Source organism: Micromonospora foliorum (assembly GCF_022229015.1).
GTDB lineage: Bacteria > Actinomycetota > Actinomycetes > Mycobacteriales > Micromonosporaceae > Micromonospora > Micromonospora foliorum.
The window spans coordinates 1-26,317 of the sequence record NZ_JAKKFF010000062.1; the positions used below are offsets into that span (position 1 = coordinate 1).

At 69.1% G+C, this 26,317-nt stretch carries 20 protein-coding genes, 2 tRNA genes and 1 pseudogene; 11 read left to right on the forward strand and 12 right to left on the reverse strand.

Annotated features, from left to right (window positions below; genetic code table 11):
- Positions 1-980, forward strand: a 980-nt coding sequence (locus PSH25_RS05455) for a DUF1996 domain-containing protein (RefSeq protein WP_238657964.1), incomplete at its 5' end; no start/stop codon positions are given.
- 44 nt (positions 981-1,024) lie between these two features.
- Here the strand turns inward: PSH25_RS05455 and PSH25_RS05460 are convergent.
- Complete coding sequence (locus PSH25_RS05460; RefSeq protein WP_238657965.1) at positions 1,025-3,700, reverse strand: ricin-type beta-trefoil lectin domain protein; 2,676 nt, start codon at positions 3,698-3,700, stop codon at positions 1,025-1,027.
- A gap of 1,365 nt (positions 3,701-5,065) precedes the next feature.
- On the opposite strand from PSH25_RS05460, the gene PSH25_RS05465 reads away from it, so the two are divergent.
- The 3 genes from PSH25_RS05465 to PSH25_RS05475 are packed head-to-tail and all read left to right on the forward strand — an operon-like array spanning position 5,066 to position 8,561.
- Positions 5,066-5,668 (forward strand): DUF4956 domain-containing protein, encoded by a 603-nt coding sequence (locus PSH25_RS05465; RefSeq protein WP_238657966.1) that lies wholly within the window; start codon positions 5,066-5,068, stop codon positions 5,666-5,668.
- Positions 5,665-6,486 carry a polyphosphate polymerase domain-containing protein gene (locus PSH25_RS05470; RefSeq protein ID WP_238657967.1) on the forward strand — a complete coding sequence of 274 codons (822 nt, stop codon included), beginning with the start codon at positions 5,665-5,667 and terminating at the stop codon, positions 6,484-6,486. The genes PSH25_RS05465 and PSH25_RS05470 overlap by 4 nt, the downstream gene beginning before the upstream one ends.
- Positions 6,483-8,561: a CotH kinase family protein gene (locus PSH25_RS05475; protein WP_238657980.1), complete on the forward strand. Its 2,079-nt coding sequence runs from the start codon at positions 6,483-6,485 to the stop codon at positions 8,559-8,561. The genes PSH25_RS05470 and PSH25_RS05475 overlap by 4 nt, the downstream gene beginning before the upstream one ends.
- A 52-nt stretch (positions 8,562-8,613) precedes the next feature.
- Here the strand turns inward: PSH25_RS05475 and PSH25_RS05480 are convergent, their stop codons facing one another.
- From PSH25_RS05480 to PSH25_RS05490, 3 genes are all read right to left on the reverse strand, one after another.
- Complete coding sequence (locus PSH25_RS05480; RefSeq protein ID WP_238657968.1) at positions 8,614-11,601, reverse strand: glycoside hydrolase family 3 protein; 2,988 nt, start codon at positions 11,599-11,601, stop codon at positions 8,614-8,616.
- 244 nt (positions 11,602-11,845) lie between these two features.
- Positions 11,846-12,196 carry a DoxX family protein gene (locus PSH25_RS05485; RefSeq protein ID WP_238657969.1) on the reverse strand — a complete coding sequence of 117 codons (351 nt, stop codon included), beginning with the start codon at positions 12,194-12,196 and terminating at the stop codon, positions 11,846-11,848.
- Between the two features lie 76 nt (positions 12,197-12,272).
- Positions 12,273-13,142: an oxidoreductase gene (locus PSH25_RS05490; RefSeq protein WP_308193623.1), complete on the reverse strand. Its 870-nt coding sequence runs from the start codon at positions 13,140-13,142 to the stop codon at positions 12,273-12,275.
- A gap of 162 nt (positions 13,143-13,304) precedes the next feature.
- Here PSH25_RS05490 and PSH25_RS05495 point away from each other — a divergent pair, with 162 nt between their 5' ends.
- Complete coding sequence (locus PSH25_RS05495; RefSeq protein ID WP_238657970.1) at positions 13,305-13,943, forward strand: acyl-CoA-like ligand-binding transcription factor; 639 nt, start codon at positions 13,305-13,307, stop codon at positions 13,941-13,943.
- Positions 13,944-13,977: 34 nt separating this feature from the next.
- On the opposite strand, the gene PSH25_RS05500 is transcribed toward PSH25_RS05495, so the two are convergent.
- Together PSH25_RS05500 and wrbA are read right to left on the reverse strand one after the other, a co-directional pair.
- A complete protein-coding gene (locus PSH25_RS05500) occupies positions 13,978-14,889 on the reverse strand; it encodes a hypothetical protein (RefSeq protein WP_238657971.1) in 912 nt (303 codons plus the stop codon).
- 314 nt (positions 14,890-15,203) lie between these two features.
- Positions 15,204-15,812: an NAD(P)H:quinone oxidoreductase gene (gene wrbA / locus PSH25_RS05505; RefSeq protein WP_372492727.1), complete on the reverse strand. Its 609-nt coding sequence runs from the start codon at positions 15,810-15,812 to the stop codon at positions 15,204-15,206.
- Between the two features lie 142 nt (positions 15,813-15,954).
- Here wrbA and sigJ point away from each other — a divergent pair, with 142 nt between their 5' ends.
- The 3 genes from sigJ (at position 15,955) to PSH25_RS05520 (ending at position 19,001) form a co-directional block, all read left to right on the forward strand.
- A complete protein-coding gene (gene sigJ, locus PSH25_RS05510; RefSeq protein ID WP_238657972.1) occupies positions 15,955-16,887 on the forward strand; it encodes an RNA polymerase sigma factor SigJ in 933 nt (310 codons plus the stop codon).
- Between the two features lie 365 nt (positions 16,888-17,252).
- On the forward strand, positions 17,253-17,762 hold the full coding sequence (locus PSH25_RS05515) for a hypothetical protein (protein WP_238657973.1): 510 nt from the start codon (positions 17,253-17,255) through the stop codon (positions 17,760-17,762).
- Between the two features lie 174 nt (positions 17,763-17,936).
- On the forward strand, positions 17,937-19,001 hold the full coding sequence (locus PSH25_RS05520) for a cobalamin-independent methionine synthase II family protein (RefSeq protein WP_238657974.1): 1,065 nt from the start codon (positions 17,937-17,939) through the stop codon (positions 18,999-19,001).
- A gap of 12 nt (positions 19,002-19,013) precedes the next feature.
- Here the strand turns inward: PSH25_RS05520 and PSH25_RS05525 are convergent, their stop codons facing one another.
- The 4 genes and pseudogenes from PSH25_RS05525 to PSH25_RS05540 form a co-directional block, all read right to left on the reverse strand.
- Positions 19,014-19,583 carry a kinase gene (locus PSH25_RS05525; protein ID WP_238657975.1) on the reverse strand — a complete coding sequence of 190 codons (570 nt, stop codon included), beginning with the start codon at positions 19,581-19,583 and terminating at the stop codon, positions 19,014-19,016.
- 15 nt (positions 19,584-19,598) lie between these two features.
- On the reverse strand, positions 19,599-20,261 hold the full coding sequence (locus tag PSH25_RS05530) for a pentapeptide repeat-containing protein (RefSeq protein WP_238657976.1): 663 nt from the start codon (positions 20,259-20,261) through the stop codon (positions 19,599-19,601).
- Between the two features lie 166 nt (positions 20,262-20,427).
- Positions 20,428-20,665 (reverse strand): annotated as a pseudogene (locus PSH25_RS05535) (cyclophane-forming radical SAM peptide maturase AmcB); the annotation flags it as partial.
- 113 nt (positions 20,666-20,778) lie between these two features.
- Positions 20,779-20,854, reverse strand: a tRNA-Lys gene (locus PSH25_RS05540).
- Positions 20,855-21,041: 187 nt separating this feature from the next.
- Here PSH25_RS05540 and PSH25_RS05545 point away from each other — a divergent pair.
- Together PSH25_RS05545 and PSH25_RS05550 are read left to right on the forward strand one after the other, a co-directional pair.
- On the forward strand, positions 21,042-22,304 hold the full coding sequence (locus PSH25_RS05545) for a L,D-transpeptidase (RefSeq protein WP_238657977.1): 1,263 nt from the start codon (positions 21,042-21,044) through the stop codon (positions 22,302-22,304).
- 249 nt (positions 22,305-22,553) lie between these two features.
- Positions 22,554-23,846: a L,D-transpeptidase gene (locus tag PSH25_RS05550; protein ID WP_238657978.1), complete on the forward strand. Its 1,293-nt coding sequence runs from the start codon at positions 22,554-22,556 to the stop codon at positions 23,844-23,846.
- Positions 23,847-23,959: 113 nt separating this feature from the next.
- Here the strand turns inward: PSH25_RS05550 and PSH25_RS05555 are convergent.
- Both PSH25_RS05555 and orn read right to left on the reverse strand, forming a co-directional pair.
- A tRNA-His gene (locus PSH25_RS05555) sits at positions 23,960-24,032 on the reverse strand.
- A 112-nt stretch (positions 24,033-24,144) separates the two neighbouring features.
- Positions 24,145-24,735 carry an oligoribonuclease gene (gene orn / locus PSH25_RS05560; RefSeq protein WP_308193624.1) on the reverse strand — a complete coding sequence of 197 codons (591 nt, stop codon included), beginning with the start codon at positions 24,733-24,735 and terminating at the stop codon, positions 24,145-24,147.
- A gap of 72 nt (positions 24,736-24,807) precedes the next feature.
- On the opposite strand from orn, the gene PSH25_RS05565 reads away from it, so the two are divergent.
- The gene (locus PSH25_RS05565) at positions 24,808-26,091 is read left to right on the forward strand and encodes a glycosyltransferase 87 family protein (RefSeq protein WP_238657979.1); all 1,284 of its coding nucleotides are present in this window, start codon (positions 24,808-24,810) and stop codon (positions 26,089-26,091) included.
- Positions 26,092-26,317 lie beyond the last annotated feature (226 nt).

The window sequence follows — 26,317 nt, forward strand, 5'->3', positions numbered from 1 at the left end:
GCGCGGCGGTGCCGGCCTCCGCGACGCCGTCGGCCGCCACGACCCCGTCGCCCGGCGCGACGCCGTCGACCGCTGCCGTGCCGAAGGTCCCGGCAACCGGCTGGATTCCGGTCGACCGTGCGGCGTGGAAGGCGCAGGCCGACGCGTACCGGGCGTTGAAGATCGACCCCGTCCCGTCCGGTGTGGGTAACCTGCCGGAGTTCCGGGCGGACTGCCAGTACAGCCACCGGCTACCGGACGACCCGATCGTCGCCCCCGGCCTCCCGGGCGCGTCACACATGCACTCGTTCGTCGGCAACAAGGCCGTCGACGCGAGCACCGTCGCCGGGGACCTGACGAAGTTCACGGCCACCTCCTGCAAGCCGGTTCAGGACCACTCCGCCTACTGGGTGCCCACCCTCTATGACAACGCGACGGGAAAGCCGGTCGAGACCAGCGGCTTCCGGGTCTACTACCGCTCGCTCGCCAAGAACTCGACCGGCCAGATGCCGATGCCCAACGGCCTGCGCATGATCTCCGGCGACGCCAAGAAGAAGAAGCCGACACCGCGCGGCGCGACCGGCCAGTTCTACTGTGCCTTCTACGGCCCCGGCGACCTCGACGGCATCGCCCGCAGCACCAACGGCAACTGGCCCATCTGCGGGGGCGACGCGACGCTGCACTTCATGATGCAGTTCCCCGACTGCTGGGACGGCAAGCACCTGGACAGCCCCAACCACAAGGACCATGTGGCGTACGGCAGCGGCAACTCCTGCCCGACCAGCCACCCGGTCCGGATTCCGGCGATCACCTTCGACATCCAGTACCCGGCGAAGGGCACCCCGGCGGGCTACTACCTCTCCTCCGACAAGGAGGGCAAGAGCGCCTCGTCGATGCACGGCGACGCGTTCGTGATGTGGGACGTCAGCACCATGAACAAGCGCACCAAGAACTGCGTCCAGGGACGCCGGACCTGCGACAACTACGGCTACCAGAAATAGCCGGGGCCAGGCCCGTGTCGGCCTGGCCCCGGGGTCTGGTCGGGTCAGCTACGCAGCGTCCACTGCTGGTTCGTGCCGCCGTTGCAGGACCAGAGGATGAGCTTGGTGCCGTTGGCGGTGGCGGCGCCGTTGGCGTCGAGGCACAGCCCGGACTGGGCGTTCGTGACGGTGCCGTTGCTGTTGACGTTCCACTGCTGGTTGAGCCCGCCGTGGCAGTCCCAGATGATGACCGCGGTGCCGTTGGCCGTGCCGGCCCCGGAGGCGTCCAGGCACTTGTTGCCGTACACGGTCAGTTGCTTGCTGGCGGTCTGGGTCCACCGCTGGTTGGTGCCGGTCGAGCAGTCCCAGAGTTGCGTCTGAGTGCCGTTGGTGGTGGAGGAGTTGGGCACCTCGGCACAGCGGCCGGACTGGGCACCCACGAGTTGTCCGCTCCCCGTACCGCTGCCACCGCCCTGCTGCTGGCGGACGATCGAGGTCGACTCGGCCGACCGGTTGCCCTGTGCGTCGACGACGTAGAGCCGGTACTCGCCCTGAGTGGTCGGCACCGCGATGGACGTGGCGGTGCCGGCCGCTCTGGTCATCGTCGCCCCGGCGGTGAAGGTGGTCGTGCCGTACGGCGCCAACCAGACCGACTTGGTGGCGTCGCCGATGCTCCGAATCGGGATCGACGCGGTGGCACTGGTGACGAAGGTGCTGGCCGGCAGCACATAGTTCGGCGCGGAGAAATTGCTCGCCGGAATGATGTCCCGGTACGCGTCCTCGAGGCCGGAATTCGCGGCGATGCCGTACGCCGTCGCCGGCCAGACATAGTCGGAGGAGACGATGATGTCGGCAACCGTGCTGTTCGGCAGGTTCTTGTTCGAGACCTTGTTGATCGGGCCGTAGATCTGCGTGATGCTCAGATCGTGCTTCCGCCCGAAATCGTCCGAGTTGATCATCCAGGTGACGTTCTTGTCGATACTCAGGACGTTGTCGCGGAACGTGATGAACGCCGATCCCTCGTCCGGGTGCAGACCGTACTTGTGGCCCGACGGAACGCCCTGGAGGTAGTTGTTGGTGATGGTGGTCCCGGGCTGACTCCCGAGTGTGTAGATAGGGGCCGTGTCGCTGAGGCGCTGCACCGTGTCGACGATGTGGTTGTAGCTGATGGTGTTGTTTCTCGCCGTCGTGGTCGGCCGGTTCGGCACGATCGAGCCCGACGACCCGTCGAAGTTCCACCAGCCCCAGCCGAGCGTGATGCCCGACCACGGGGTCTTCTCGATCCGGTTGCGCTGGATGGTGAGGGTGTCGGCGAAGTACGCCGAGATGGGGCTGTGCCCGTTGAACAGGACCGCGCTGTCGTAGAGGTAGTTGTTCTTGATGTCGATGTTCTTCGGTAGCCCCTCGACCGACGCGGAGTACTTCTCTCGGTTCGTCGACGTGCCGTCCCCGATGTAGACGTGCTGGGGATGGCCGACGGTGATGGCAGACCCGGCGATGTCGTTGGTGTGGTTCCCGATCAACTGTGTGCTCTGCACATCATTGATCATGTTGACCCCGTCGGCACCGGTGTGCTGGATCCGGTTGCGTTGCAGGAGGATCCCGTCGGCGTTCTGCAGGTGGATGATGCCGGGAGTCACGTCGACGTTGCGGTAGTGGTAGACGTGGAAGTTCCCCTTGGCGTACACGTTCGCGCTGAGGTTGCCCTGCTGCGCCTGCTTGAAGGACGACCCCGCGACGTTGACCAGGTTCCAGTCGGAGTGCTGCACCGTCAGGCCGGAGAAGGTGATGTTGCGCGCGTGGCTGCTCGTCGAGGTGCCGGCGACCCGCAGCACGGTGGTCACGTTGTTCGGCGCGTAGACCGTCGCGGTCGACATGTTCTCGGCGCTGGCCTTGTAGTAGTACAGCGTCCGGCTGGTCTTGTCGAAATAGAACTCGCCGGGGGTGTCCAGGAACTCGTAGGCGTTCATGACCTTGTGGGTGCCACCAACCTGGGCGTTGCCGTTGAACGCGCCCTGCGCGATGGCCGCGCCCGGTTGCTGGAAGAGGGCGACCCGGTTCGCGCCGTCGGAACTCGTGGTCACCTGGCGGACGCCCACAATGGCCGTGGTCCAGGTCGTCCCCGTCTCGATCTCGATGTCGTCCTGATTGCTGGCGATGGCCGGGAAGTCGTTCAGGCTGTACTTGGCGCCGTCGCACTGCGACCCCGACTCCCAGGCCCACGAGGCCTGGTTGGCCGTGATGTTGTACGTCCCGTAACACCCCGCCGAGCTGATCGTCTTCGACGCCATGTACGCGCGCTTGTCATTGACGTAGAGCGCCCGCAGCTTGTTGGCGCGGTCGAGCGGCGCCTTCCAGATGTTGCCGCTGTGCTGGCTCCACCCGGTCACCTGGACGCCACCGTCGAGGACCGGCTTCTCATTGGGGTAGGCCCCGTAGCTGACCCGGAATCCGTTGGTGCCGGAGTCGCTCGGCCCGAATTCAACCGTGCTGCTCACCGGATAGGTGCCACCACGGAGATAGACGTTGACGTCCCCGGTCATGCTCGCGTTTATCGTACGGACGACGTCCCGGGCACGTTGCAGAGTCCGGAACGGCGATTGAAGGCTGCCCGGATTGGCGTCGTTACCGTCCGGGGCGACATAGTAGGTCGCCTGGACTGCGGCCGAGGCCGGCAGTTGGTTTGTCAGCACGGCTGGCAGCGTGGCGGCGATAAGCGCCGCCACCGCCAACGCTGACATTCGAGCGGTGGATATGGCTGACTTCACGTCTGTTCCTCTCACTGGTCGTCGACGTGGTGCCCAACGTGCGTATCGAGCGACGAGTACGGAACAGCGACGCCACTAAGGGCCGGCGGGGACTTCCGTCGCCCCGACCGCACTCTTTGTTAATCGCCCCGAAATTCTTACTGGGAGCGTAGGCCACACGTCTGACCAATGCAACTGGCAATTGGGAGGCGTCTATGTAGAAATACTGCCGGATCGGGCAGATCAGCCACGCTGACCGCGCAGCTCCGCGTGCGTCGTCCGACGAATCCGCAGCGACGCTGCGGTCCTCGGAGGCCCACCACTCGCCGCCGGCTGGCCTGTTCGAGTGATGCGACGCGGCGCACCCGGACTTTCGAACGCCGCCGGCAGCACCTCGGCGATCAGCGGTTGCACCGTGACGTGGGCCTTCAACCGCAGCGCGGTGCGCTGACCGATCGCGAGCGTTCAGGGCGATCCGGGGCCGTCGGTCCAGGGGGTGCAGGTGGTGCGGCGGTCCTTTGGAGCTGAATCGCTTACGACATCACCATCGCGCGGAGCGACGCCCCGCACCGCCATGCCGCCCCGCCACGCCGCCCCGCGACACCGCCTCCACGCCGCAACCCCGCGGACACCACCGCAACGCAACACCGCCTCAACGCAGCCCCCCGCAACACCACCGCCACGCGGTCCCGCCGCACGATTCGCCGCGACACCACCGCCACGCGGTCCCCTCGCCTGATTCGTTTGCGGCATCAGCTCCATAGGCACCGCCGGGCCACTGAGCCCCTGCCACGCTGGCCAGTCGCGGAAGACTCAGCGGCCACCCTCGGGGCCGGGCCGAAGCGCGGCCGCCCTCGGGCCGGGCCGAAGCGCGGCCACCCTCGGACCGGGCCGAGATCAGACCGCCCAGGCCCCGATCAGTCGACACGCTGCGACAACCGACCTGCTCCGGTCGCGCCGCCGTCACAGCCTGAGCCCCGTCGCACGGAGCCAGGTCGCCGACGCGGATGCCGACGGCCACAGGCTCGGCGCCCGTGAGGCAGTGAGCCTCGATCACTGACACAGGTCCAACCGCGACGCCGAAAGACTCCGAAAGTTTCGGCGACCTCCCGCCCTGAGGTGGCGCCCCGGGCCTGCCCACGTCAACCGCCTCGGACCCCCTCTAGGCGGCCCAGCAACCCGGAGGCGCGCACGAGACATACATTGACTTACATTGATGTTCTGCTTACAGTCACCAACGAAATACCGAAAGTTTACCGAAAAGTAACCCGGAGGTCCTGCCGCCTTCCGCAGGTCGCCACGCGGCGACGGCGGCCGGCGTCGGTCCGTTCCGGCGGCAAACCAGGAGGAACCCCAGCGATGTCGCAGCTCGTCCTGTTCGCGATCGACATCTGCGCGGTGGCGCTGCTCGTCTTCGGGCTCTACTTCCCGCGGCACCGCCGGCGCGACCTGGTCGTCGCCTACCTCGGGGTCAACGTCGGCGTCCTCGCGGTGGCGAGCGCGCTGAGCGCCAGCGACGTCGGTGCCGGGCTCGGGCTGGGGCTGGCGCTGTTCGGCGTGCTCTCCATCATCCGACTCCGGTCGACGGAGCTCGACCAGCACGAGGTCGCGTACTACTTCTCCGCTCTCGCACTGGGCATTCTCGGCGCGCTCAGCACCACGTCGGTCTGGCTCAGCGGAGGTCTGATGGCACTCATCGTCGCGGTGATGTTCGTCGGCGATCACCGGCGGCTGCTCCGGCACTACCGGCACCAGATCATGGTGCTCGACTCCGCCGTCACCGATCACGTCGCTCTCGTCGCCCAGCTGGAGCAACTGCTCAACGCCCGGGTTCACCACGCCATCGTCCAGCGGCTCGACATGGTCAACGAGACCACGGTGGTCGACGTCCGATACTCGGTCGCTCGACGCAGCGCGGCGGCCGGCGCCAGCAAGCCGGTACGGGCGGGAGCGCTCCGATGACCACGCCACCGCTGGCGCGGCTGGCACCGATCACACTCGCCGAGGTGATCGACCGCGCGGCACTGCAGAGCAGGGTGGACCGCAAGTACGTGGTCGCGGTGGACGAGCTGCCGCACCTGCTGGACCACCTCACCCCGTACGCCCGGGTGCTGGACATCGATGGTGAGCGCACCTTCCGGTACGAGTCGGTGTACTTCGACACGCCCTGTCTGGCCAGCTACCACCGCGCCGCGTACCGGCGGCGTAGGCGCTTCAAGGTACGGACCCGAACCTACCTCGACTCGGCCCAGTGCTGGCTGGAGGTGAAGATCAGTGGAGCGCGCGGACGGGTCACCAAGCACCGACTGCCGTATCTCGCCGAGGACCGCCGCACCGTCCGGTCCGGACGCGGATTCGTCGACGGGGTGCTCGATCGGGAGTCGATCCTGACCGACCTCGCGGGCAGCCCGCTCGAGCCGGTGCTGGTCACCAGCTACCGTCGCTCCACTCTGTTGCTGCCGGCGACCGCGAGCCGGGTCACCATCGACACCGGGCTCACCTGGCAGGACGGTGACCAAACCCTGCGACTGCCCGGCATCGCCGTGGTCGAGACCAAGACCAGCTCGGCCCCCTCGCTTGTCGACCGCGCGCTCTGGCAGCGCGGGACGCGGCCCGTACGCATCTCGAAGTACGCGACCGGTCTCGCGGCTCTCCGCCTCGACCTTCCAGACGTGCCGTGGCGACGGACGCTCCGCCGCCACTTCCGCGCCGACCCGTCCTCGGCGCTTCTGGAGTTGACCGTTCCCACCCGACCAGAACAGGAGGCATCGTGCGCATGACCACCCGCAACACCGGTCTTCCGGTGGCGGCCCTTCGTGCCGCCGGGATCGCCGCCACCACCGTGTTCGTCGCAGGCCTCCTCGTGGTGTCCTCGCCACCGGCCGGCGCCGAAACCGTCGCCGCCACCCAGGCCGCCCCACCGGTCACCGAACTCCTCGCCGGCACCCCGGCCGCCGATGCCGCACCGGCCGCGGCGGACGACCTGGTCGGCGACATCACCTTCTCGGTGCTCAGCGGCACCTTCCAGGGGGAGGTGGCGGTGACGCTGAGCAGCACGGTCAGCGGTGCCCAGATCCGCTACACCACCAACGGGCAGCCGCCCACCGCCCAGTCGTCGCTCTATTCGGGCGCGGCGCTGCGCTTCACCCGCACCACCCAACTGCGGGCACAGGCGTTCGTCGGCCAGACACCAACTGGTGCGCCCGGCACCGCCATGTACGCCGCCCAGAACGTCACCACCGCCCACGACCTGCCGGTGGTGCTGATCGACTCGTACGGTGCCGGCCGGCCCGACCGCGAGTACTTCGACGCCACCACCATGATCTTCGAACCGACGGGTGGCGGCACCACGTCGTTGGCGGCCGCCCCGACGCTCAGCACCCGGGCGGGTTTCCGGCTGCGGGGCAACTCGTCGGCGACGTTCGAGAAGACGCCGTTCCGCGTCGAGTTCAGGGACAACGAGGACGACGACGCCGACCATCCGGTGCTGGGCATGCCCGCCGACTCCGACTGGGTGCTGCGCGGCCCGTTCCCCGACAAGGCGCTGATCCGCGAGGCGCTCGTCTACGACCTCGGACGCGAGATGGGGCTGCCCGCGCCGCGCTACGCGTTTGCCGAGTTCTACCTGAACACCGACGCCGCCCCGGTGGGTGCCGGCGACTACATGGGTGTCTACATGTTCATGGAGACGATCAAGAACTCCAAGGACCGCCTCGACCTCAAGCAGTTGGACTCCGACGACGTGACCCTGCCGAAGATCCAGGGCGGGTACATCTGGAAGTTCGAGTGGATGGCGGCCGAGGAGCCGACGTTGCCGTGCACCGGGCCGGCGGCCACCTGCTGGAACTACCTTGAGGTTGTCGACCCGTCGCCGCTGCAACCGCAACAGCGGGACTGGCTGCGCGGCCACCTCCAGGAGTTCCACGACGTGCTGCACTCGTCGACCTTCGCCGACCCGACCACCGGTTACCGCAAGTACATCGACGTCGACTCCTTCGTCGACCTCATGATCGTCAACGAGTTGAGCCGGGAGATGGACGCCTACGTCCGCAGCTCGCACTTCTACAAGGACCGGGACAGCAAGATCTTCGCGGGTCCGCTGTGGGACTTCGACCTGAGCTTCGGCGTCGGTGGGTTCTTCGCCAACGACCAGGTGTCGGGCTGGCAGCACCAACAGACCCGGCAGCCGTCGGCCAACGACTGGTTCGCCCAGTTGTTGCGCGACCCCGCGTTCGTCAACCAGGCCCGATCGCGCTGGCAGACGCTGCGCCGGGGCGTGCTCTCCGACGCCGCGCTGCAGACCCGGATCAACGCTCTCGCGACCCCGCTGACCAACGCGGCCCAGCGCAACTTCCAACGCTGGCCCAACCTGACGGCACCGACGGTCAGCTTCTTCCGCACCCCGACCTCGCCCACCTGGCAGGGGCAGGTCCAGGTCATGCGGGACTGGATGCTGCGACGCGCCGCCTGGCTGGACTCCACCGCCGGCTGGGGTGGTTCCGTCACCACACCGCCGCCCACCACGCCACCGCCCACCACGCCGCCGCCGACGACGTCCGGCTGCACCGCGACGTACGCGGTGACCAGCCAGTGGACCGGCGGCTTCCAGGGCGAGGTACGGGTCACCGCGGGAACCTCGGCGATCAGCAACTGGACCGTGACGTGGACCTTCGCCGGTGGTCAGAGCGTCAGCCAGGCATGGAACGCGACCGTCACGAGCCAGGGATCCGCGGTCACCGCCCGCAACGTCGCCTACAACGGCGCACTCGGTGCCGGTGCCAGCACCGCGTTCGGGTTCCTCGGCTCGTCCACCGGCACACCCAGCACACCGACGCTGACCTGCACCGCGAGCTGACCAACCTGAGGCCCGGGGCCGGGTCGACGATCGACCCGGCCCCGGGCTCCGCTCACCTGACGGAGAATTCCGCCAGCCGGAGCGGGGAGTCGAACACCAGGTAGACGTCGTGGGTGCCGACGGCCCGGGCCAACTGGGTGCTGGTGCTGACGTACCGGTAGTCGTCGCCGGTGCTGGGCACGGTGGCCGTGCCGAGCAGCCGGCCGGTGGGCGAGCCCAACCGGACCTGGATGGTGCCGGCGCCCGCGCCGGCCTTGGCGACCTTCGCGGTGAAGGTGCGCGCGCCGGCACCCAGCGCGACACCGTCGAAGGAGGTCCACTGACCGGCGGCGGTGGCGCCCACCGCCGTACCGCTGGGTTTCGTCTCGTCGACGAGCCGGACCCCGGCGTACCGGTCGAAGTTCTCCGCCCTGGTGGGCCGGGACAGGTCGCGGGCCGGGATCGTCTCACCGCGGACCCGGACCGCAGCGCGGGCCCGGATGTCCTCGGCGGACGCCCCGACCATCAGGTCGTGCACGGACGACTCGACCACCCACCGGCTGCGGGTGACGTCCCAGTGCGCCAGGTCGGCGGCGGGCAGCCGCAGGGTCACCGTACGGGTCTGCCCGGGCGCGAGCTTCACCTGCTGGAACGCCTTGAGCTGGCGGATCGGGGTGGTGTCCCGCGAGGTGCGCTGGTGGGTGTAGAGCTGGACGACCTCCGTCCCGGCCCGGCTGCCGACGTTTGTCACGTCGACACTGGCCGTGATGGTGCCGTCGGCCGCGACCGACTGGGCACCGGCACGCAGCTGGCCGTACCGGAAGCGGGTGTACGACAGCCCGTGGCCGAACGGGTAGAGCGGCTTCGCGCGGCTGTAGAGGTAGGTCTGGCCGGACGAGATGATGTCGTACTCCAGCAGGTCCGGCGGCAGTTGCGAGTCGGAGCGGTACCAGGTCTGGGTGAGCCGACCGGATGGGTTGCGGTCCCCGAAGAGGACGTCGGCGATGGCGTGACCGGTCTCCGCGCCCGCGTGGGTGGTCCAGACGATGGCCGGAACGTGCTCCTGCTCCCACCGGATGGTCACCGGGTAGCTGGTCTGGAGCACGAGCACGGTCCGCGGGTTGGCCCTGGCCACGGCCTTGACCAGCGCCTCCTGGCCGGCGCTCAGCGCCGTGGAGGTCCGGTCGTGCGCCTCGCGGCCGTTGATGAACGGGTTGCTGCCGACCACCAGCACGGCCGTGTCGGCCGCCCTGGCCGCCGCCACGGCCCGGTCGATTCCGCTGCTGATCACCTCGCGACTGAAGTGGGTCGCGGCGGCCGGGGTGGATGCGCCGAGCTTGAGGGCGCCGTCGTCGCCGACCGTCACGTACGTGTCGGCGCCGAACCAGCTCTCCTTGGTCTCGTAGCCCACGTAGCGCAGCACCACGGTTCCGTCGGCCTGCGGCTCCAGCTTGAACTGCTGCTGGACGTACCAACCGTTCGGCTGTTCGTCGCGGGTGAGGAACGGCCCCCAGTTGTAGCCGAGGTAGCGGCCGTTGGCGGCGTTGCGCAGCGTCACCACATCCTGCCCCCAGTCGACCACGTCGAACTGGGCGACGAGCGCCGGGGTGGCGCCGGTCCCCAGGACGCGGTCGGCGTCGGTGGTGCCGGTGGCCGAGACGTACCGGCCGGTCGACACGTCCTTCAGCGCGATCCGGTCCGCCCCGTCGAGCCCGCTCACGCTGGCCGAGCTGCCCAACCGTTCGCGGATGCCACCGAGCGCGGTCACCTGGTACGGCAGGTCGCCGCCGTACCAGTCCGAGTAGAGGGTGTCGGCCAGCGGGCCGAGCACCGCCACCTTGCCGGTCCGGGCCGGGTCCAGCGGTAGCGCCTGCCGCTGGTTCTTCAGCAGCACCATCGCCTCGCCGGCGGCCTGCCGGGCCAGTTGCTGGTGTTTCAGGCTGTTGATGACGTCCGGGGTGATGCCGCCGTACCGGCCGCCGCCCGGGTCGAACTCACCCAGCCGGAATCGGACGTTCAGGATCTCGCGGATCCGGGCGTCGATGTCCGCCTCGGTGAGCAGGCCGGTCGCCAGCGCCTGTTTGATGGCGGTGATGGTGGGCTGCGCGTTGGTGTCGTCGGTGATGAAGCTGTTCAGGCCGGCCTTGATGATCGCGGCGTTCCCCTCGGCCTGGGTCGGGTAGTACCCCTGGGAGGCGACGAGGTTGTTCGGCGCCCAGGCGTCGGTGACGTTCATCAGCGGCTGGTCGGTCCAGTCGCGTACCACCGTGGCCAGGTCCGGGTCCACCGTGGCCGGCCGGCCGTTGACCAGGTTGTACGCGGCCATCACCCCGGTCGCCGCGTCGGCGGCGATGGCCGGTTCGAAGGCGGCACGGTCGTACTCGTTGAGCACCCGAGGCGGCACGTTCGAGGAGGTCACGTCGCGCCGGACCTCGTTGTTGTAGGCCAGGTAGTGCTTGAGGGTCGGTGCGCTCTTCAGGTGGTTCGGGTCACCGCCGGTCATTCCCGAGCCGTACGCGGTGGAGATCGCGGCGGTGAGCAGCGGGTCTTCGGAGTAGCCCTCCTCGTTGCGGCCCCACCGGGGGTCGCGCAGCAGGTTGACCACCGGTGCCCAGAGGTTGAGCCCCCAGACCCGGGGGTTCTGCGCGTGGTAGCCGCGCGCCTCGTCGCCGACGGCCGAGCCGACCAGCCGGATCAGGTCGGTGTTCCAGGTGCTCGCCATGCCCACCGGCTGGGGGAAGACGGTGCCGCGGGCCTTGACGACCGCGCCGTTGTTGTCGATGTCGGTGGACCAGGCCACCCCGTGCAGCGCCTCGGTGCCGGTCTTGAACAGGCCGATGCCCAGCCGGGGAATGGCCGGCTGGTACTGGTGCAACCACGAGATCTTCTCGTCCTGGGTGAGCCGGCCGAGCAGGTCGTCGACCCGGGCGTTCACGGGCAGGTGTGGATCTCGGAACGGATAGGTGGGCGGCTCGGCGAGCGCGGTGCCGGGAACGGCCGGTAGGGCTAGCAGGGCGAGCGCGAGCGCGGTGATTCCGCGCCGAAGGCGCCAGTTCCGCATGCGGTTCTCCTCATGTCGTACGACAGACGCCCAGCGGGCGCCGAGACCGGCGTGACCAGGCTCGACACCCGGCTGACGGGCCTGAACGACGAATCGTCGAAGCGCTTCGACGACCCGGCCGCGTCACCACGGCCATGGTTGTTGTGATCCGCGCAACTATAGATGCACGCCAATGAGTCGGCAATACCGGCTTGACCCTCGATGCCAACGCCCACGGTGCCCCCCGCACGTCGGAGCTGGCGATTCACCAGTGGTAGAGCACGTTCACGGTCAGTGCGGCCACCACGGTGACGAAGAAGACGGCCCATCCGACAAGCTGGCGGGAGCCGACGCGCAGGTGCGCGATGAGCGCGCCGATGAAATACAGCACCAGGCCAGCGGCGGCGAGAGTGCCCAGCAGCGGTACGGCGAAGCCGGCCAGCAGCCCCAACGAGCCTGCCGCCAACGCCAGACCCAGTCGCGGTACCCATGACCGGGGCACGCGCTTCATGTCCGCCTGGGCCTTCGGATAGTCGTGGCCGATCAGGTAGGTGACCGCGGCGATGCCGGTGAAGACCGACGCGAGAATGGTGACCGTGACATAAGCAGCGAACATTGTTCCTCCATTGCGGTTGCTCGCCACCTGGACGATCCAGCCCGGCAGATTGTGACCGCCGCTGAATGTCCCGCGATCAGTTCGCCGGTCGCAGCGCGCCGAACCGTACGCCGGTGGCCTGCTCGGACAGCTCCCACAGACGGCGGCCGTGCTCCGGGTCGGTCGCGGCGGCGGACAGTTTCGCCGGCGCGGGGTGTCCGCGCAGCTCGGCCGGCCCACCGGGGGCGACGAGTTGCCCCGGCTGCGCCGCCGGGTCGGTGGCGGCGAACAGCTGCGGCCAGACGCCGCGGTCGACCGACTGGGCCAGGAGCGGGTTCCCGATCCGGCCCAGCAGCAGCCGCCAGATCGGCGTGGTGCCGCTGCTCTGCAGGTTCGTCGCGGTGTAGCCGGGGTGGGCGAGGTAGCTGCCCACCGGGCTGGCCACGGCGCTGAGCCGCCGGTGCAGCTCGTAGCCGAAGATGGCGTTGGCCAGCTTGGACGTGTTGTAGAAGCCCATCGGGGAGTAGCCCCGATCACCGGTCGGATCGGCGAAGCGCACCTTCGCCTGCCGATGGTTGACCGAGGTGACCGTGACCACCCGCGGATCCCGGCCGGCCAGCAGGAGGTCGAGCAGGAGCCCGGTGAGAGCGAAGTGCCCGAGGTGGTTCGTGGCGAACTGCACCTCGTGCCCCTGCGGGCTGAGGGTGCGCGGCAGGGCCATCACCCCGGCGTTGTTGACCAGCACGTCCACCCGACGGTGGTCGGCGTGCATCCCGTCGGCGAACATCCGCACCGAGTCGAGGTCGGCGAGGTCGATCCGCCGGACCTCCAGGTCGACGCCGGGCCGGACCGCGGCGATGTCGGCCGCCACCCGGCGGCCCCTCTCCTCGTCGCGGACGGCCAGCACGACGCGCGCACCGCGGGCGGCGAGCGCCCGGGTGGTGACCAGGCCGAGGCGCCGTGGCACCGGTGACGACAAAGGTACGGCCGCTCAGGTCGGGAATCTGGTCGGTCGACCAGCCATTGACAGTCATGCGACCCACTGTGCTATTGGTGGCACTCAGTGTCACGCAGTGCGCAGAATGCCAACATGGGCATGACGGCGCACCGGATGACGTAGCATCGGCGGATGAGATCTCGTGCGGACAACAGCCTGGCCGAACGCAAACGCCAGCTCGTTGCCGACGAACTGCGCGACGCCGCCCTGATGCTGCTCGCCACCAAGGGCTTCGACGTGGTGACCGTCGACGACATCGTGGCGGCGGCCGGCATGTCCCGGCGTACCTTCTTCCGCTACTTCGCGTCCAAAGAGGACGTGGTCGTCCGGTTCCTGGCCGACACCAGCGCGGACATCATCACCGAACTCGCCGCCCGGCCACCCGCCGAGCCACCGTCGGTCGCGCTGCGCCACGCCCTCTGGGTACCGCTCGCCGCCTGCAACGACCAACCGGAACACTCCGAGCGAGCCCGAGTCGTCGTCCGTCTCATCCTGGACACCCCCGCCCTGCACGCCCGCTGGCTGGAACGTCAGATCCAGTGGCGCACCGAGCTGGCCGCCGAGCTGGCCAACCGGCGCGGCCTCGACCCGCACACCGACCCCTACCCCCGGATGGCCGCCGGGATGGCCCTGCTGGCACTCGACACCGTGCTCCAGCGGTGGCAGCCGGGCGACGACGAACAGCACCTGGCCGAGCTGATGGACCAGGCGTTCGCCGTCGTGGCCCCGGCCCTCGACGCGCCTACCGCGCCGAGTCCCCGTCACCGTTGAGCGGTCGGCGATCCGGTCGCGTCTCTGGCCCGGGTCATCGGAAGGAGGGCTTGGGTAGGTCCGCGACGGCAAGCCGGTCGGCCCGCTCGCGCAGGTGCCGGGCGATCTGGTCGCTGGCCAGGGTGAAGCCGGCGGTGAAATCGGCGTCGAGGGAGATGCCGGTCGCGGCGACGTGATGGTCGGCCTGCTGACGCAGCTCGCGGGCAAGCGTGTTACGCCAGCGGATCACCTCCTCAGTCAGGTGCGCCCGCTGAGCCGTCAACTGCCGCTGCGTCGCGGCCAACTGCTCCTCGATCCGTTCGAGACGGCCCAGCGTCTCATCGAGACGGTCGAGCTCCGGCAGGTCAGCCATGATCGCCCGCCCGAGCGCGGCCGGGTCCACGCTCGGGCCGCCGGGACGCAACGGCTCGATGGCGCTGGTCACCCGCGCCGTCCACTGCTCGCGCCGGGCGTCCCGCTCGTGCGGGAGTGCAGCCACCGCGTCGCGTAGGGCCACCAGCACCGGCGTGGGCAAATCGGTCGGGTCCGCGGACGGATCAGTCGTGGCCAGGACGCCACGGCGGGGGTTGCGCTCCGGTATCCCCTCGAGCTCCCTCGCCCGATGCGCCATCTGCTTGACGAACCCGGCGTACGCGGCCCGGTAGCCGACCTGGTGTTCACCCTCGCCGGCCACCGGAGCGTGACCGATCCGCTCCGCCTCGAGCCAGAGGGCATCGGCGATGGTGGTGTCCGGATCGCCGATCTCGAAAGCCGGGTCCGGGCCGTGCAGCACCAGTTCGCGCAGCGTGCCGAGCAGGCTCTTGGCGTGCTTGCAGCGATCCCGCGCGCTCGCCATCAGGTCCAGCTCCGGCACGGCGTGCCACACCGCCCAGGCCGCGGCGGTCGCGTTGTCCTTCGGCACCGGCGCGTGCCGCTGGATCATCTCGCCGATCTCGTACACCCGCACGGGTATGCGCGTGTGCCTCGTCGACTCCAATCGCCGCAGCAGAGCCAGCAGCTCAGCCCGGTTCTCCGGCTGGGCCGCCGCCAGGTCCCTGATCAGCTCCCGCAGGTCGGACGGCCGGATAATCGGTGGTACGCCCAGGCCTGGCCGGCGTAGCGGATAACGCGATCCACGTCGAAGTCGATTCCACCAACCCATCGATCCAGCCTTGCACCCGGCGCGGATCACCCGCAATGCGTCCGGTACGGCCTTTTCGGGCGGAGCCGAGCCGAGCGTGATGAGTGCGGCACCGCCGTCTGGCCGTACTGCCTGCTTTGTCAGGCCGCGCGGCCGGCCTTGAGGAGTGCGGCGACGTCGACGACGCGGCGGGCCTGGTGGCGGGCCGCCTGCAGGATCACCTCACCGGGCGGGCCGTCGCCGACCACGTGGGAGGTGCCGTAGGGGTTGCCGGACCGGAACTGGATGGGGTCGGTGTAGCCGGGCGGCACGATGATGCCGCCCCAGTGGCAGAACGTGTTCGCCAGCGCCAGGAGGGTGGATTCCTGCCCGCCGTGAGCGGTGTTGGAGGCGGTGAAGGCCGAGTACACCTTGTCCGCGAGCTTGCCCTGAAACCACAGCGGGCCAGTGGTGTCGATGAACGCTCGCAGCTGGCTGGCCGGGTTGCCGTAGCGGGTGGGCGTACCGAACAGCACCGCGTCGGCCCACTCCAGGTCGTCGTGGCCGACCTCGGCGACGTCGGCGGTGTCCTTCAGGTGTCGCTCCCACTCCGGTCTGGCGCCGACCGCCTCCGGCGGGGCGGTTTCGGCGACCTTCCGCAGCCGCACGGTGGCACCAGCCTTCTCGGCGCCTTCGGCGGCGGCCTGCGCCAAGGTGTGTACGGTGCCGGTGGAGCTGTAGTAGACGATCGTGACGTGCACGGGTTCCACTATTGGTTTCCTTCCTGAGTGGGTCTGACCGGTACGACGAGACAGCCATCCGAGATGTGAGGTGCCGTGCGGACCTCACAATCGGGGGCGACGGTTCGTCGTGAGTGGTGAGTCGGATCGTCCGAAGGAGCCGCTGACACCCATGACAGCCACGTCCGAGCCGGGACACGGCCGACCCGATCCCGGCCTGAGCGCGATCATCAGCGAGCGCCGTCAGCTGACCAACCTCGCGTACCGACTGCTGGGCTCCCTGGCCGACGCCGAGGATGTCGTGCAGGAGACCTACGCCCGCTGGTACGCCATGTCCCCCCGGCAGCAGGAGGACATCGATTCGCCCGGTGCCTGGCTGACGACAGTTGCCAGCCGCATCTGTCTGGACCTGCTCGGCTCGGCGCGGCTCCGCCGCGAGCGGTACGTGGGCGAATGGATCCCGGAGCCGCTGCCCGACCGGTCGGAGTGGATCAGCGGGCGGTCCGCCGGCGTCGCCGACCCGGCCGACCGGGTCACCCTCGACGAGTCGGTCAGCATGGCCTTCCTCGTCGTACTCGACGCGCTGACCCCTGCCGAGCGGGTCGCGTTCGTCCTGCACGACGTCTTTCGCTACCCCTTCGCCGACGTGGCCGCGATCGTCGGCCGTACCCCGGCGGCATGCCGCCAGCTCGCCTCGTCGGCCCGCCGGCGCATCCGCGCCCCGCGACCCGACACGGCCTCGTCAGCCCGGCGCGCCGACGTCGTCCGGGCCTTCAAGCGCGCCTGGGAGGCAAAGGACATCGACGCGCTCATCGGCCTGTTGGCCCCCGACGCCACGGCGACCGGCGACGGCGGAGGGCTCGTCACCGCCGCGCCCCACCCGGTCGAAGGCGCCGAGCAGGTCGCCCGCTTCTTCGTCGACCGGCCCACCGCTGCGGCCGGCGTCACGCTCCTGGAGTGCGCGGTCAACGGTCAGCCCGGTCTGGTGGCTCGGCTCGACGGCGTCACCGTGTCGGTGATGGCGTTCGACATCACCGGCGGCCGCATCGACCACGTCTGGGCCGTACTCAACCCCGACAAGCTGCGCTCCTGGACCACCGGCTGACCACGCCGAAAATGAAACTGCGCGCTGCGGTCGTGGCGGGGCCGGCGTGCTGGTCTGGTTGGCACTACGCCTGCGCGTTATCGATATGTTCGGCCGTCCGTTGTCGGATCAACGATTCGTTGCACCCGAGTGGCACGGAGCCCTATCGCGCGACGGCCGACGCAGCACATCCTGATTACGTGATTCCGTGCCGCAGCCAGATCCGCCGCACGGTCGGGCCCGCGCCAGTTATCCGTTGCCAGGTTTCCGGTGAGCAAGGGAGTACTCACATCATGGATAGATCCGATCAAGTCCCGCGGTGGACTCGCCGATCGGTCCTCGCCAAGACCGCTGGCCTGGGCGTGGCAGCGACCGTCCTCGCCACCGTGGGTACCGGTTCCCCGGCGTCCGCCTGGACGGACACCACACATGCCCCGTATCGGTTCTGCGGCGACTGCTTCGTGATGTTCTACTGGGGCTTTGCTCCCAGCGGGCGCTGTCCGGCGACCGGAAGTACGCACCGTCAGATCGGCTGGATCTTCAAAATCCCGTTCGGGGGTGGCTGGACGCCCAACGACCAGCCCGACTGGCGGTGGTGCCGGAACTGTTTCGGTCTGTTCTTCAGTGGCTTCTGGCCGTACTACGGTCGATGCATTGGCACCAATGTCGAGAACATCCAACACCGGCTGGGTTCTAGCATCCCGTTCAACTACGTACTGCCGCACGACATCGGCGAGCCGCCGGGTACCCAGGCGAACTGGGAGTTCTGCATCAACTGCTATCAGTTGTTCTTCAACGGCTGGGCGCCACAGCGAGGGGTGTGTTTCGCCTACGGCGGGCCGCACGTTCCGGACCCGGGCGCGTTCCACTTCGCCATCCCAGTCTCCAGCTACTAGCGCGCTCACGGCGGCGCAGGCGAGGAGCACGTAGATCATGGCGTCGACGTAGGCGTGGTCCGCGGCGTCGCCAGCGAACTCCGTGTCGCGTGAGGCTGGCCGTTCATCGACGCCCGCCCGAAGTGCGCACGCTGGAAGATGCGCCGCCCGTCATCCGTCAATAGCTTGACGGCCATGATTCTCCCGACCGAGCCGATCGGAAGCTTTCCGCGCCCGTCGGTGCTGCTGGCCGCCATCGCCGATCACTCCGCCGGGCGGATCGGGCAGGCTGCTCTGGAGGCGCGGTACGACGACGCCGTGCGGGACACCATCGCCACCCTTGAGCGGATCGGCTCACCTGTGGTCACCGACGGCGAACAGCGCAAGCCGAGCTTCGCGACGTACCCGCTGTCGGGTCTGGACACCCTGGCGCCGGACGGCGCCGTCATCCCGTTCGCCGACGGCCATACGCGGCAGCTTCCCCGCCTCACCGCAGGACCGTTCCGCTACGCGACGCGATCGCAGACGTACCTGACCGCCGCGCGACGGCACGCGACCGTGCCGGTCAAACAGGCGGTCATCGCGCCGTCCGCGCTCAGCCTGCTGTATCCGACGGACGGTATCGACGGGTACCCCCGAGAGGCGTTCCTCGACGACCTGGTCGACGAGGCGGAGGCCGACATCCGCGGCGCGCTGGACGCCGGCGCTCAGACCGTGCAGCTGGACTTCACCGAGGGCCGGCTTTCGATCAAGCTCGACCCCTCCAAGGCGCTGCTGCAGGCTTTCGTGGCCCTGAACAACCGTGTGCTCGAGCGGTTCGCTCCGCACGAGCGCGCGCGCATCGGTGTGCACACATGCCCCGGCGGCGACCAGGACTCCACCCACAGCTTTGATGTGGACTACGTCGAGCTGCTGCCGAGCCTCTTCGCGATCGACGCCGGCGTCTTCTACGTGCAGCTCGCCGGCGAGCCCGAGCCGGGACGGGTGCTCGCCTCGATCGCTGAGCATTCCCGGCCGCACCAGCGGATCTTCGTCGGCGTGACCGACCCGGTCGACCCGGTGGTGGAGACCGCCGACCAGGTGCGCGACCGCGTGCTACGCGCCGCTGAGCACATCCCGCCCGACCGGCTCGGCACCTGCGACGACTGCGGGTTCGCGCCGTTCGCCGACGACGTGTCCACGTCGCGGGACACGGCGTGGGCCAAGGTACGGGCCCGGGTCGAAGGAACCGCCCTGGCCGCCGAGCATCTGGCCGGATGAGGGCTGGGCTGTCTACGGCAGTGGAACGTTCGGTAGCAGGTCGTCGTCGCGTCCGGTCTGGGGTAGCCCGGCGGCGGCGGCGATGACCTCGACGGCCTCGTCCAGGCCCGTGGTCTCGGGGAGAACGAGTTCGTCGGGCCAGCCCAGGACGTCGTGAGCGGAGTACCAGCCGCTCATGTGCTCGGCGGTGAACTCACCGGCCTGCGGACGCGTCAGATGCCGGCGCAGGGTCTCGGCCAGGGACACGTCGAGGTAGCAGAACAGCGACCGTCCGCGGTGGCCGTCCCGCAGGAAGGTCAGCATGCTTCGGTAGCGGCTGCTGTGCATGATGCCCTCCAGCACGACGTGATAGCCGTGGTCCAGCGCGAACCGAACGGTCTGTCCGATCAGCGCAGGCGCAGCGCCGCCGGGCTTGTCCCGTTCGCGCAGCAGGATGCGGCGCAGGTAGTCCTGCTCGATCAGGGCGCAGCCCCGGCCGTGTCGGCGTCGTAGCTCGCGGGCGATGCTGCTCTTGCCGGAGCCGGAGTTGCCCCGGATGCAGACGAGGATCGTGTTCGGGCTGCGAGTGGGTTCGGCGAGCACGATGCCTCCTCGGCTTCAGTTGTTGCGCACGGTGAGTTTGAGGGCGGCGACGGTCAGCTGGGTGAGGTCAGGAAGTTGGCCCTCGCCGAGGGTGACGCCGCGCAGGTTGTCCAGCGGCGTCTTGAGGCCCTGGAGCCGGCTGCCCCGCAGGTCCGTGCCGTCGAGGTGGCAGGAGTCCAGTTCCAGGCCGGCGAGGTCACAGGACCGCAATGCGATGCGAGGTAGTCGGCAGGAGGACCACGCGCCGTTGGTGAAAGTGCAGTCGGTGAAAGCGACCGAGCCGGCGGCGGTGACGCGTTGGAAGGTGGCGTAGTCGAAGCGGCAGCCGTCGAACAGGACGTCCTTCAGGCGTACGTCGGTGAGTCTGGTGCCGGTGAACCGGGAGCCGGTGATGGCGCAGCGTTCGATGGTGATGCCGGTCAGGGTCGCGCCGGAGAAGTCGGTGCGGGTGATCTCGCAGCCGTAGAGGCTGCCCGCTTCCCAGGTGCTCTCGCTCAGGTCCACGCCGGTGATCAGGCTGCTGCGGATGTTGGCGTCCTCCAGGTGCGAGCCGTGCCACGCTGCGCCCTCGACCAGGGCCTCGGTGAGGCCGCCGTCCAGGTCCGTCGTGGTGTCGAGGTCGTCCGGTTCGAGGTCCGGCAGCAGGACCTTCACGTTGCCGATCGTGGTGGTGCGCATGTGTCCTCAACCTGTGTGGGGGCGGGGTAGGCACGCCACCCCGCGCGTCCCGTGGTGGGGGCTACTTTTTCTAGTTCGTGTTGTCCCAGCCGGGTCGACTGTCGAACTTATCCTTGTTATCCCAGCTGCTCGGGTGCGGCGTTGACGAGGACCGCGAGGGCGTTGGTCATGGTGCTTCACCTTGAAGGGTGAGGTGGTCCGCGGCGGCGCGGACGAGGGCCTGTCGGGTGGTCCAGCAGTAGGCGGTTTCATGGGCGGTGAACGTCGCGTGCTCGAAGTAACGGTTGCCGGCCTGGGCGCCACCGCAGAAGTCGTAGAAGGCGCAGTGGTCGCACAGCCGTTGAGGCCGTAATGAACTCGGCGATGTAGCCCAAGTCGCCGGCGCCGGCAAGCATGGCGGCAATGCAATGCCAGCCGCAGTCCAGCGGCTCCCGAGCACCCGCCGAGCGACCCCCCACCCACGTACACGAAAAAGGCCCTGCCCCAGTGTGAACCACCAGGTCAGGACCTTGATCGTTGGTGCGCCGCCAGGGACTCGAACCCCGAACCCGCGGATTAAGAGTCCGCTGCTCTGCCAGTTGAGCTAGCGGCGCTCGTCGGCAACGGAGAGAACATTAGCACCCCTCCAACACGGGCTCCAATTCGGTTCCCCGGGTCCCCCCTTCGGTCGAGCTTTGCCGGCAAAAAGCCCCAAACCGACCACCGCGGCCAAGATCGGGGCGTGGGTTGCGGCGGTGATGCGGCACGATGTCCGCCAGGTACGCGAGAACAGAGGTGGGCATGGCACGGTTCACGCGAGCCGGGGCGGTGGTGGGCGCCCTGACTCTGGTGGCGTCGCTGGCACTGACCGGATGCGGCGGCGGCGACAAGAAGCCGGAATTCGTTGGCGGAGCGTCCTCGGACGCGAGCGCCGCCCCCGGCTCGACCGCACCGTCGACGCCGAGCACACCGAGCGGGCCGGCGCTCACGCTGAGCCCGGCGAACGGCACGAAGAACCGGCCGGTGAGCACGGAGATCAGCGCGAAGCTCCCGGACGGCGGGAAGGTGTCGGCGGTAAGCCTGACGGCGGACGGCGGCGGCTCGGTCGAGGGCAAGCTGCGTACCGATGGTTCGTCCTGGGTGCCGTCCGCGCCGCTGAAGTGGGGCACCCGCTACACGGCCACGGTGACGGCGAGCGCGTCGGACGGCACGAGCAGCCAGGGCACCAGCAGCTTCACCACGATGGCCAAGCCGAAGTCGACCATCGGTTCGGGCCTGTACCTCTTCGACGACAAGAGCTACGGGGTGGCCATGCCGGTGGTCACCGAGTTCCACCCGGGGATCCCGAAGAAGGACCGGGCGGCGGTGCAGAAGCGGATGTTCGTCCGGACCGACCCGCCGCAGCCGGGCGCGTGGCACTGGGTCAGCAACGGCACGCAGGCCTACTACCGGGCCCCGGAGTACTGGAAGCCGGGCACCACCATCACCGTGCGGATCGCGCTGGCGGGGGTGCCGTTGAGCAACGGCAAGTACGGCGACGTCGACCGCAGGGCCACCGCCAAGATCGGGCGGTCGTTCGAGATGAAGGTCGACAACGCCAACAAGAAGATGACGGTGTACGAGAACGGCGCGGCGGTACGCACGATTCCGGTGAGCCTGGGCAAGAAGAGCACGCCGTCGTCGAGCGGCACGATGGTCGTGATGGAGAAGAAGGAAGCCACGGTCTTCGACACCCGGGACGACCCGGACCCGGCCAACCGCTACGTGACCGACATCCAGTTCGCCCAGCGGCTCACCTGGGGTGGCGAGTACATCCACGCCGCGCCGTGGTCGGAGCACGTGCAGGGGCGGCAGAATGTGTCGCACGGCTGCGTGAACGTGTCGATGGCGAACGCCAGGTGGTTGTTCGACAAGACCCGGATCGGTGACCCGATCACGATCAAGGGCACCGAGCGCAGGATCGCCGCCGGCAACGGTTGGACGGCGTGGAGCCTGAGCTGGTCGGAGTTCGTCAAGGGCAGCGCGTTGCCGGTGCCCAGCGGTGGGGCCGGCCCGGCGGTCTGAGCCGTCGGCCTCGTTGCGCCGGCCCTGCCGTTGGCGGGGCCGGCGTACCCTTGCACTCCCGCCGCTCGACGACGGCGCGGCGACCCCCGTACTCCCGGTACGGAGACGAACCAAGCTCACGAAACGCCGGATAGTAGCAGAACTCGGGCACTATTGATGGCGTGTTTCGGTTCACCCTCGGCAACCGGGGCCGGCTCTGGCGCGTCAGTAGGAGACGATGGGGCAGCGACCACGACTGTGAGGGAATTCATGCGAGCTAGCCAGGACCAGCTGATCCGGCCCGGCGGGCGACGCCGCGTGTTCGCGGCGGGGCTTCTCGCCGTGGCGCTGGCCTTCACCTCGGCCTGCACCGACGGAGACGGCGGCAAGCCGTCCTCGTGGCACGGCGGCGGCGAGAACCCGGCGCCGAAGGCCGCGGCGACGATCAGTGAGCCGGCGGCGGACGCCAAGGACGTGCCGGCGTCCACCGGCATCACCTTCACCACGAAGGACGCCGTGGAGACCGCGGTCGAGCTGACGGACGCCGCTGGCAAGACGGTCGAGGGCGCCCTCGCCAAGGACGGCAAGTCGTGGCTGCCGGCCGGCGCGCTGGCGTACGGCACGAGCTACACGGCGACCGTGACCGCCAAGGGTGACGACGGGCTTCCGGCCACGGCGACCAGCACCTTCACCACCATGGCCAAGCCCGGCAATCAGGTACGGGTGAGCAGCTTCCTCGGTGACAACCAGGTGGTCGGGGTGGGCATGCCGCTGATCGTGAAGTTCAGCCGGGGCATCCCGGAGGACTACCGCGACGACGTGCAGCGCCGGATGACTGTCACCTCGACTCCGGCGCAGGCGGGGATCTGGCACTGGGTCAGCCCCACCGAGATCCGGTACCGGCCGAAGGAGTTCTGGAAGCCCGACAGCAAGGTCTCCTACCGGGTGCAGGCCGGCGGCCTGCCGATGGGTGAGGGTTGGTACGGGCGCGCCGACCTCTCGGTGGACGTCAAGATCGGCGCGGCGGTGGTCATGACGGTGGACAACAAGACCAAGCGGATGACGGTGACCCGCAACGGCTCTGTGATCAAGACCATCCCGGTGAGCCTGGGCAAGAAGAGCACCCCGTCGTCCAGCGGCACCATGGTCGTGATCGAGAAGCTGCGCAAGACGGTCTTCGACACGTTCGAGGAGCTGGGCCCGGAGGAGGGCTACCGCACCAAGATTGACTTCGCGCAGCGCCTCACCTGGGGTGGCGAGTTCATTCACGCGGCACCCTGGTCCGAGGGTCAGCAGGGCACCACAAACGTGTCGCACGGCTGCGTGAACGTGTCGATGGCCAACGGCGACTGGCTCTTCAAGAACACCCAGATCGGCGACCCGATCACGGTCAAGGGCACCGAGCGCAAACTGCAGAACGGCAACGGCTGGACCGACTGGAACATGAGCTGGGACGAGTACGTCAAGGGCAGCGCCCTTCCGTACGAGCCGCCGGCCGACCCGGACGCCACCACCCCGACCCCGGACGGGGCGGTCACCCCGTCCCCCACGCCGACCGCCTGAGCCACTCGACGGAAGCCCCCTCCTCGGAGGGGGCTTTCGCGTCGGCCCCTGTGTCGCCCCTAAAACGACTCAGGCCCCCTCCGAAGAGGGGGCCTGAGCAGTGAAACCAGCTGGGTGACTGATGGGAATTGAACCCACGACAACCGGGACCACAACCCGGTGCTCTGCCAACTGAGCTACAGCCACCATGCCGCCGTCGCCCGGTCGATCGCTCCGGGCGGGGTGCGGACCAATAATAGCCACACCGTGGCGCGCCTCGTCCAGCGGGTTCCCTGCTCTCCGCTACGAAGCAGCGCAGTCAGAGTTCGGCGGCGATGGCCTTGGCGGTGTCGACATCCGGGCCGGGCAGCGGAACGAAGACGGTGCGCCGGTAGTACTCCAACTCCCGGATGCTCTCCCGGATGTCGGCCAGCGCCCGGTGCGCGAGACCCTTCTGCGGCTGCCCGAAGTACACGCGGGGGTACCAGCGACGGCAGAGTTCCTTGATCGACGACACGTCGATCATCCGGTAGTGCAGGTGCGCGTCGAGGCGGGGCATGTCCCGGGCGATGAAGCCCCGGTCGGTGGCGATCGAGTTGCCGCACAGCGGAGCCGTACGCGGATCCTTGACGAAGGTGCGGACGTACTCCAGCACCAGGTCTTCGGCCTCGGCGAGGGTGACCGCCGAACGACGGACCTCCTCGGTGAGGCCGGACTTGGCGTGCATCGTCTGCACGATCTCCGGCATCCCCTCCAGTGCCGCCTCGTCGGCGTGGATGACCACGTCGACACCGTCACCCAGCACGTTGAGGTCCGGATCGGTGACCAGTGCCGCAACCTCGATCAGTTTGTCCCTGCCGAGGTCCAACCCAGTCATCTCACAGTCGATCCAGACGAGGAGATCAGCCACCGGGACAGCCTACGCGCAGCCCACGCCCTGCGGCTGCGCGCTCTCGGCGGACCGGCCCGCTAGGGTTTCGGGGTGCCAGCAGAACCCGTCGCACCGCCCGCCGTCACCGAAGACGATCCCGGCGGCCGTACGGTCCGTCGCCTGGTCGCGGTGGTGGCCCTCGGCGCTGTGCTGCCAGCGCTCTACCTGCCCGGCCTCGTGCACAACTTCTTCGATCTCAAGATCTACATGTCCGCGATGGACTGGTGGCGCGTCGGTCACCCGCTCTACGACTACGTCCAACCCGACCGGGTGCAGGGCGAGTTGTACTTCACGTACCCACCGTTCAGCGCCCTGCTGCTGTGGCCGTTCGGGCTGCTGCGGCTCGGCGCCACCGTGGCGATCTTCACGGCGCTCACCGTGCTGGCCGTGGTGCTGACCACCCGATGGCTGGTGGTGCCGGTGATCGCCCGACACGACCTGCCCCGGACGTTCACCCTGGTCGCCGCCGTACTGCTGGTGCTGGCGGTGGAGAGCATCCGCGAGACGATCACCTTCGGCCAGATCAACATGCTGCTGATCGTGCTGATCCTGGCCGATCTGCTGTTCGCGGTGCCGCAGGCGCGACGCTGGGCCGGGGTGGGCGTGGGGCTGGCGACGGCGCTCAAGCTCTTTCCCGGCATCTTCATCGTGTACCTGCTGGCCACCCGGAGGTGGCGGGCCGCGGCGGTGGCGAGCGCGACCGCGGCGGCGGCGACCCTGCTCGCGGCGGCGATCGCCCCCCGTGACTCGTGGCGGTTCTGGACGCACGAGCTGTGGACCACCGAGCGGGTGGGGCGCACCGACATCGTCGGCAACCAGTCGCTGTTCGGCCTGCTCAGCCGGTTCACCGAGCCGGAGAAACCGGACCGGTTGCTCTGGTTGCTGGTGGTCGCCGTGGTCGCCGGCTACGGGCTGTGGCGCGCTGCCCGTGCGGCGCGGGCCGGTGACCCGTTGACGGGCCTGACGTTGACCGGGTTGGTCGGTTCCCTGGCGAGCCCAATCACCTGGACCCACCACATCTACTGGTTCGTGCCCGCCGTGGTGCTGCTCGCCGACTCGGCGTTGAGCGCCGACCGCCCGGACGAGGCACGCCGGCGTCGGTGGCTGGCGGGGCTCGCGCTGGGCATCACCGCCGTGACCATCTACGGCGTGGTGACGTTCCAGGCCTGGGGCGCGGGACCGGTCCGCACTCACGACCCGGTCGACTTCGTCGTGCAGAACACCTACGTGCTGCTCAGCCTGCTGCTGCTGGCGGCGCTGCCGGTGCGGTCAAGGGTCGGTGCGGAAAATCGCATCAATTGGACAGACCTCCCGAGTAGCCATGATCGGCGCTAACCTGTCCTCATCTACCTCAAGCGTCGCTCGGGTAGCACCGATCCCCCGGTGAGAGTGGCCCTCCGCGTCGGCAGCGCGGAGGGCCACTCGCCGTTTCACCCACCGCCACCGGCCGGGCCGTCAACCGGCCCGGCCGTCACCAGCGGGGCCGCCAGCCGGCCGGGGCCGCCACCGGCCGAGTCGTCAACCGGTGGAGCCGTCACGGGCCGGGTCGTCGCCCGGCGGG

What these genes read in the sequence shown, in the direction of transcription:
- PSH25_RS05485 (WP_238657969.1), bottom strand. Translation starts at nt 12,196, where the DNA reads ATGTTCGCTGCTTATGTCACGGTCACCATTCTCGCGTCGGTCTTCACC.
- PSH25_RS05550 (WP_238657978.1), top strand. Translation starts at nt 22,554, where the DNA reads ATGCGAGCTAGCCAGGACCAGCTGATCCGGCCCGGCGGGCGACGCCGC.
- PSH25_RS05495 (WP_238657970.1), top strand. Translation starts at nt 13,305, where the DNA reads ATGAGATCTCGTGCGGACAACAGCCTGGCCGAACGCAAACGCCAGCTC.
- PSH25_RS05545 (WP_238657977.1), top strand. Translation starts at nt 21,042, where the DNA reads ATGGCACGGTTCACGCGAGCCGGGGCGGTGGTGGGCGCCCTGACTCTG.
- PSH25_RS05465 (WP_238657966.1), top strand. Translation starts at nt 5,066, where the DNA reads ATGTCGCAGCTCGTCCTGTTCGCGATCGACATCTGCGCGGTGGCGCTG.
- sigJ (WP_238657972.1), top strand. Translation starts at nt 15,955, where the DNA reads ATGACAGCCACGTCCGAGCCGGGACACGGCCGACCCGATCCCGGCCTG.
- PSH25_RS05470 (WP_238657967.1), top strand. Translation starts at nt 5,665, where the DNA reads ATGACCACGCCACCGCTGGCGCGGCTGGCACCGATCACACTCGCCGAG.
- PSH25_RS05480 (WP_238657968.1), bottom strand. Translation starts at nt 11,601, where the DNA reads ATGCGGAACTGGCGCCTTCGGCGCGGAATCACCGCGCTCGCGCTCGCC.
- PSH25_RS05460 (WP_238657965.1), bottom strand. Translation starts at nt 3,700, where the DNA reads ATGTCAGCGTTGGCGGTGGCGGCGCTTATCGCCGCCACGCTGCCAGCC.
- PSH25_RS05530 (WP_238657976.1), bottom strand. Translation starts at nt 20,261, where the DNA reads ATGCGCACCACCACGATCGGCAACGTGAAGGTCCTGCTGCCGGACCTC.
- PSH25_RS05520 (WP_238657974.1), top strand. Translation starts at nt 17,937, where the DNA reads ATGATTCTCCCGACCGAGCCGATCGGAAGCTTTCCGCGCCCGTCGGTG.
- PSH25_RS05475 (WP_238657980.1), top strand. Translation starts at nt 6,483, where the DNA reads ATGACCACCCGCAACACCGGTCTTCCGGTGGCGGCCCTTCGTGCCGCC.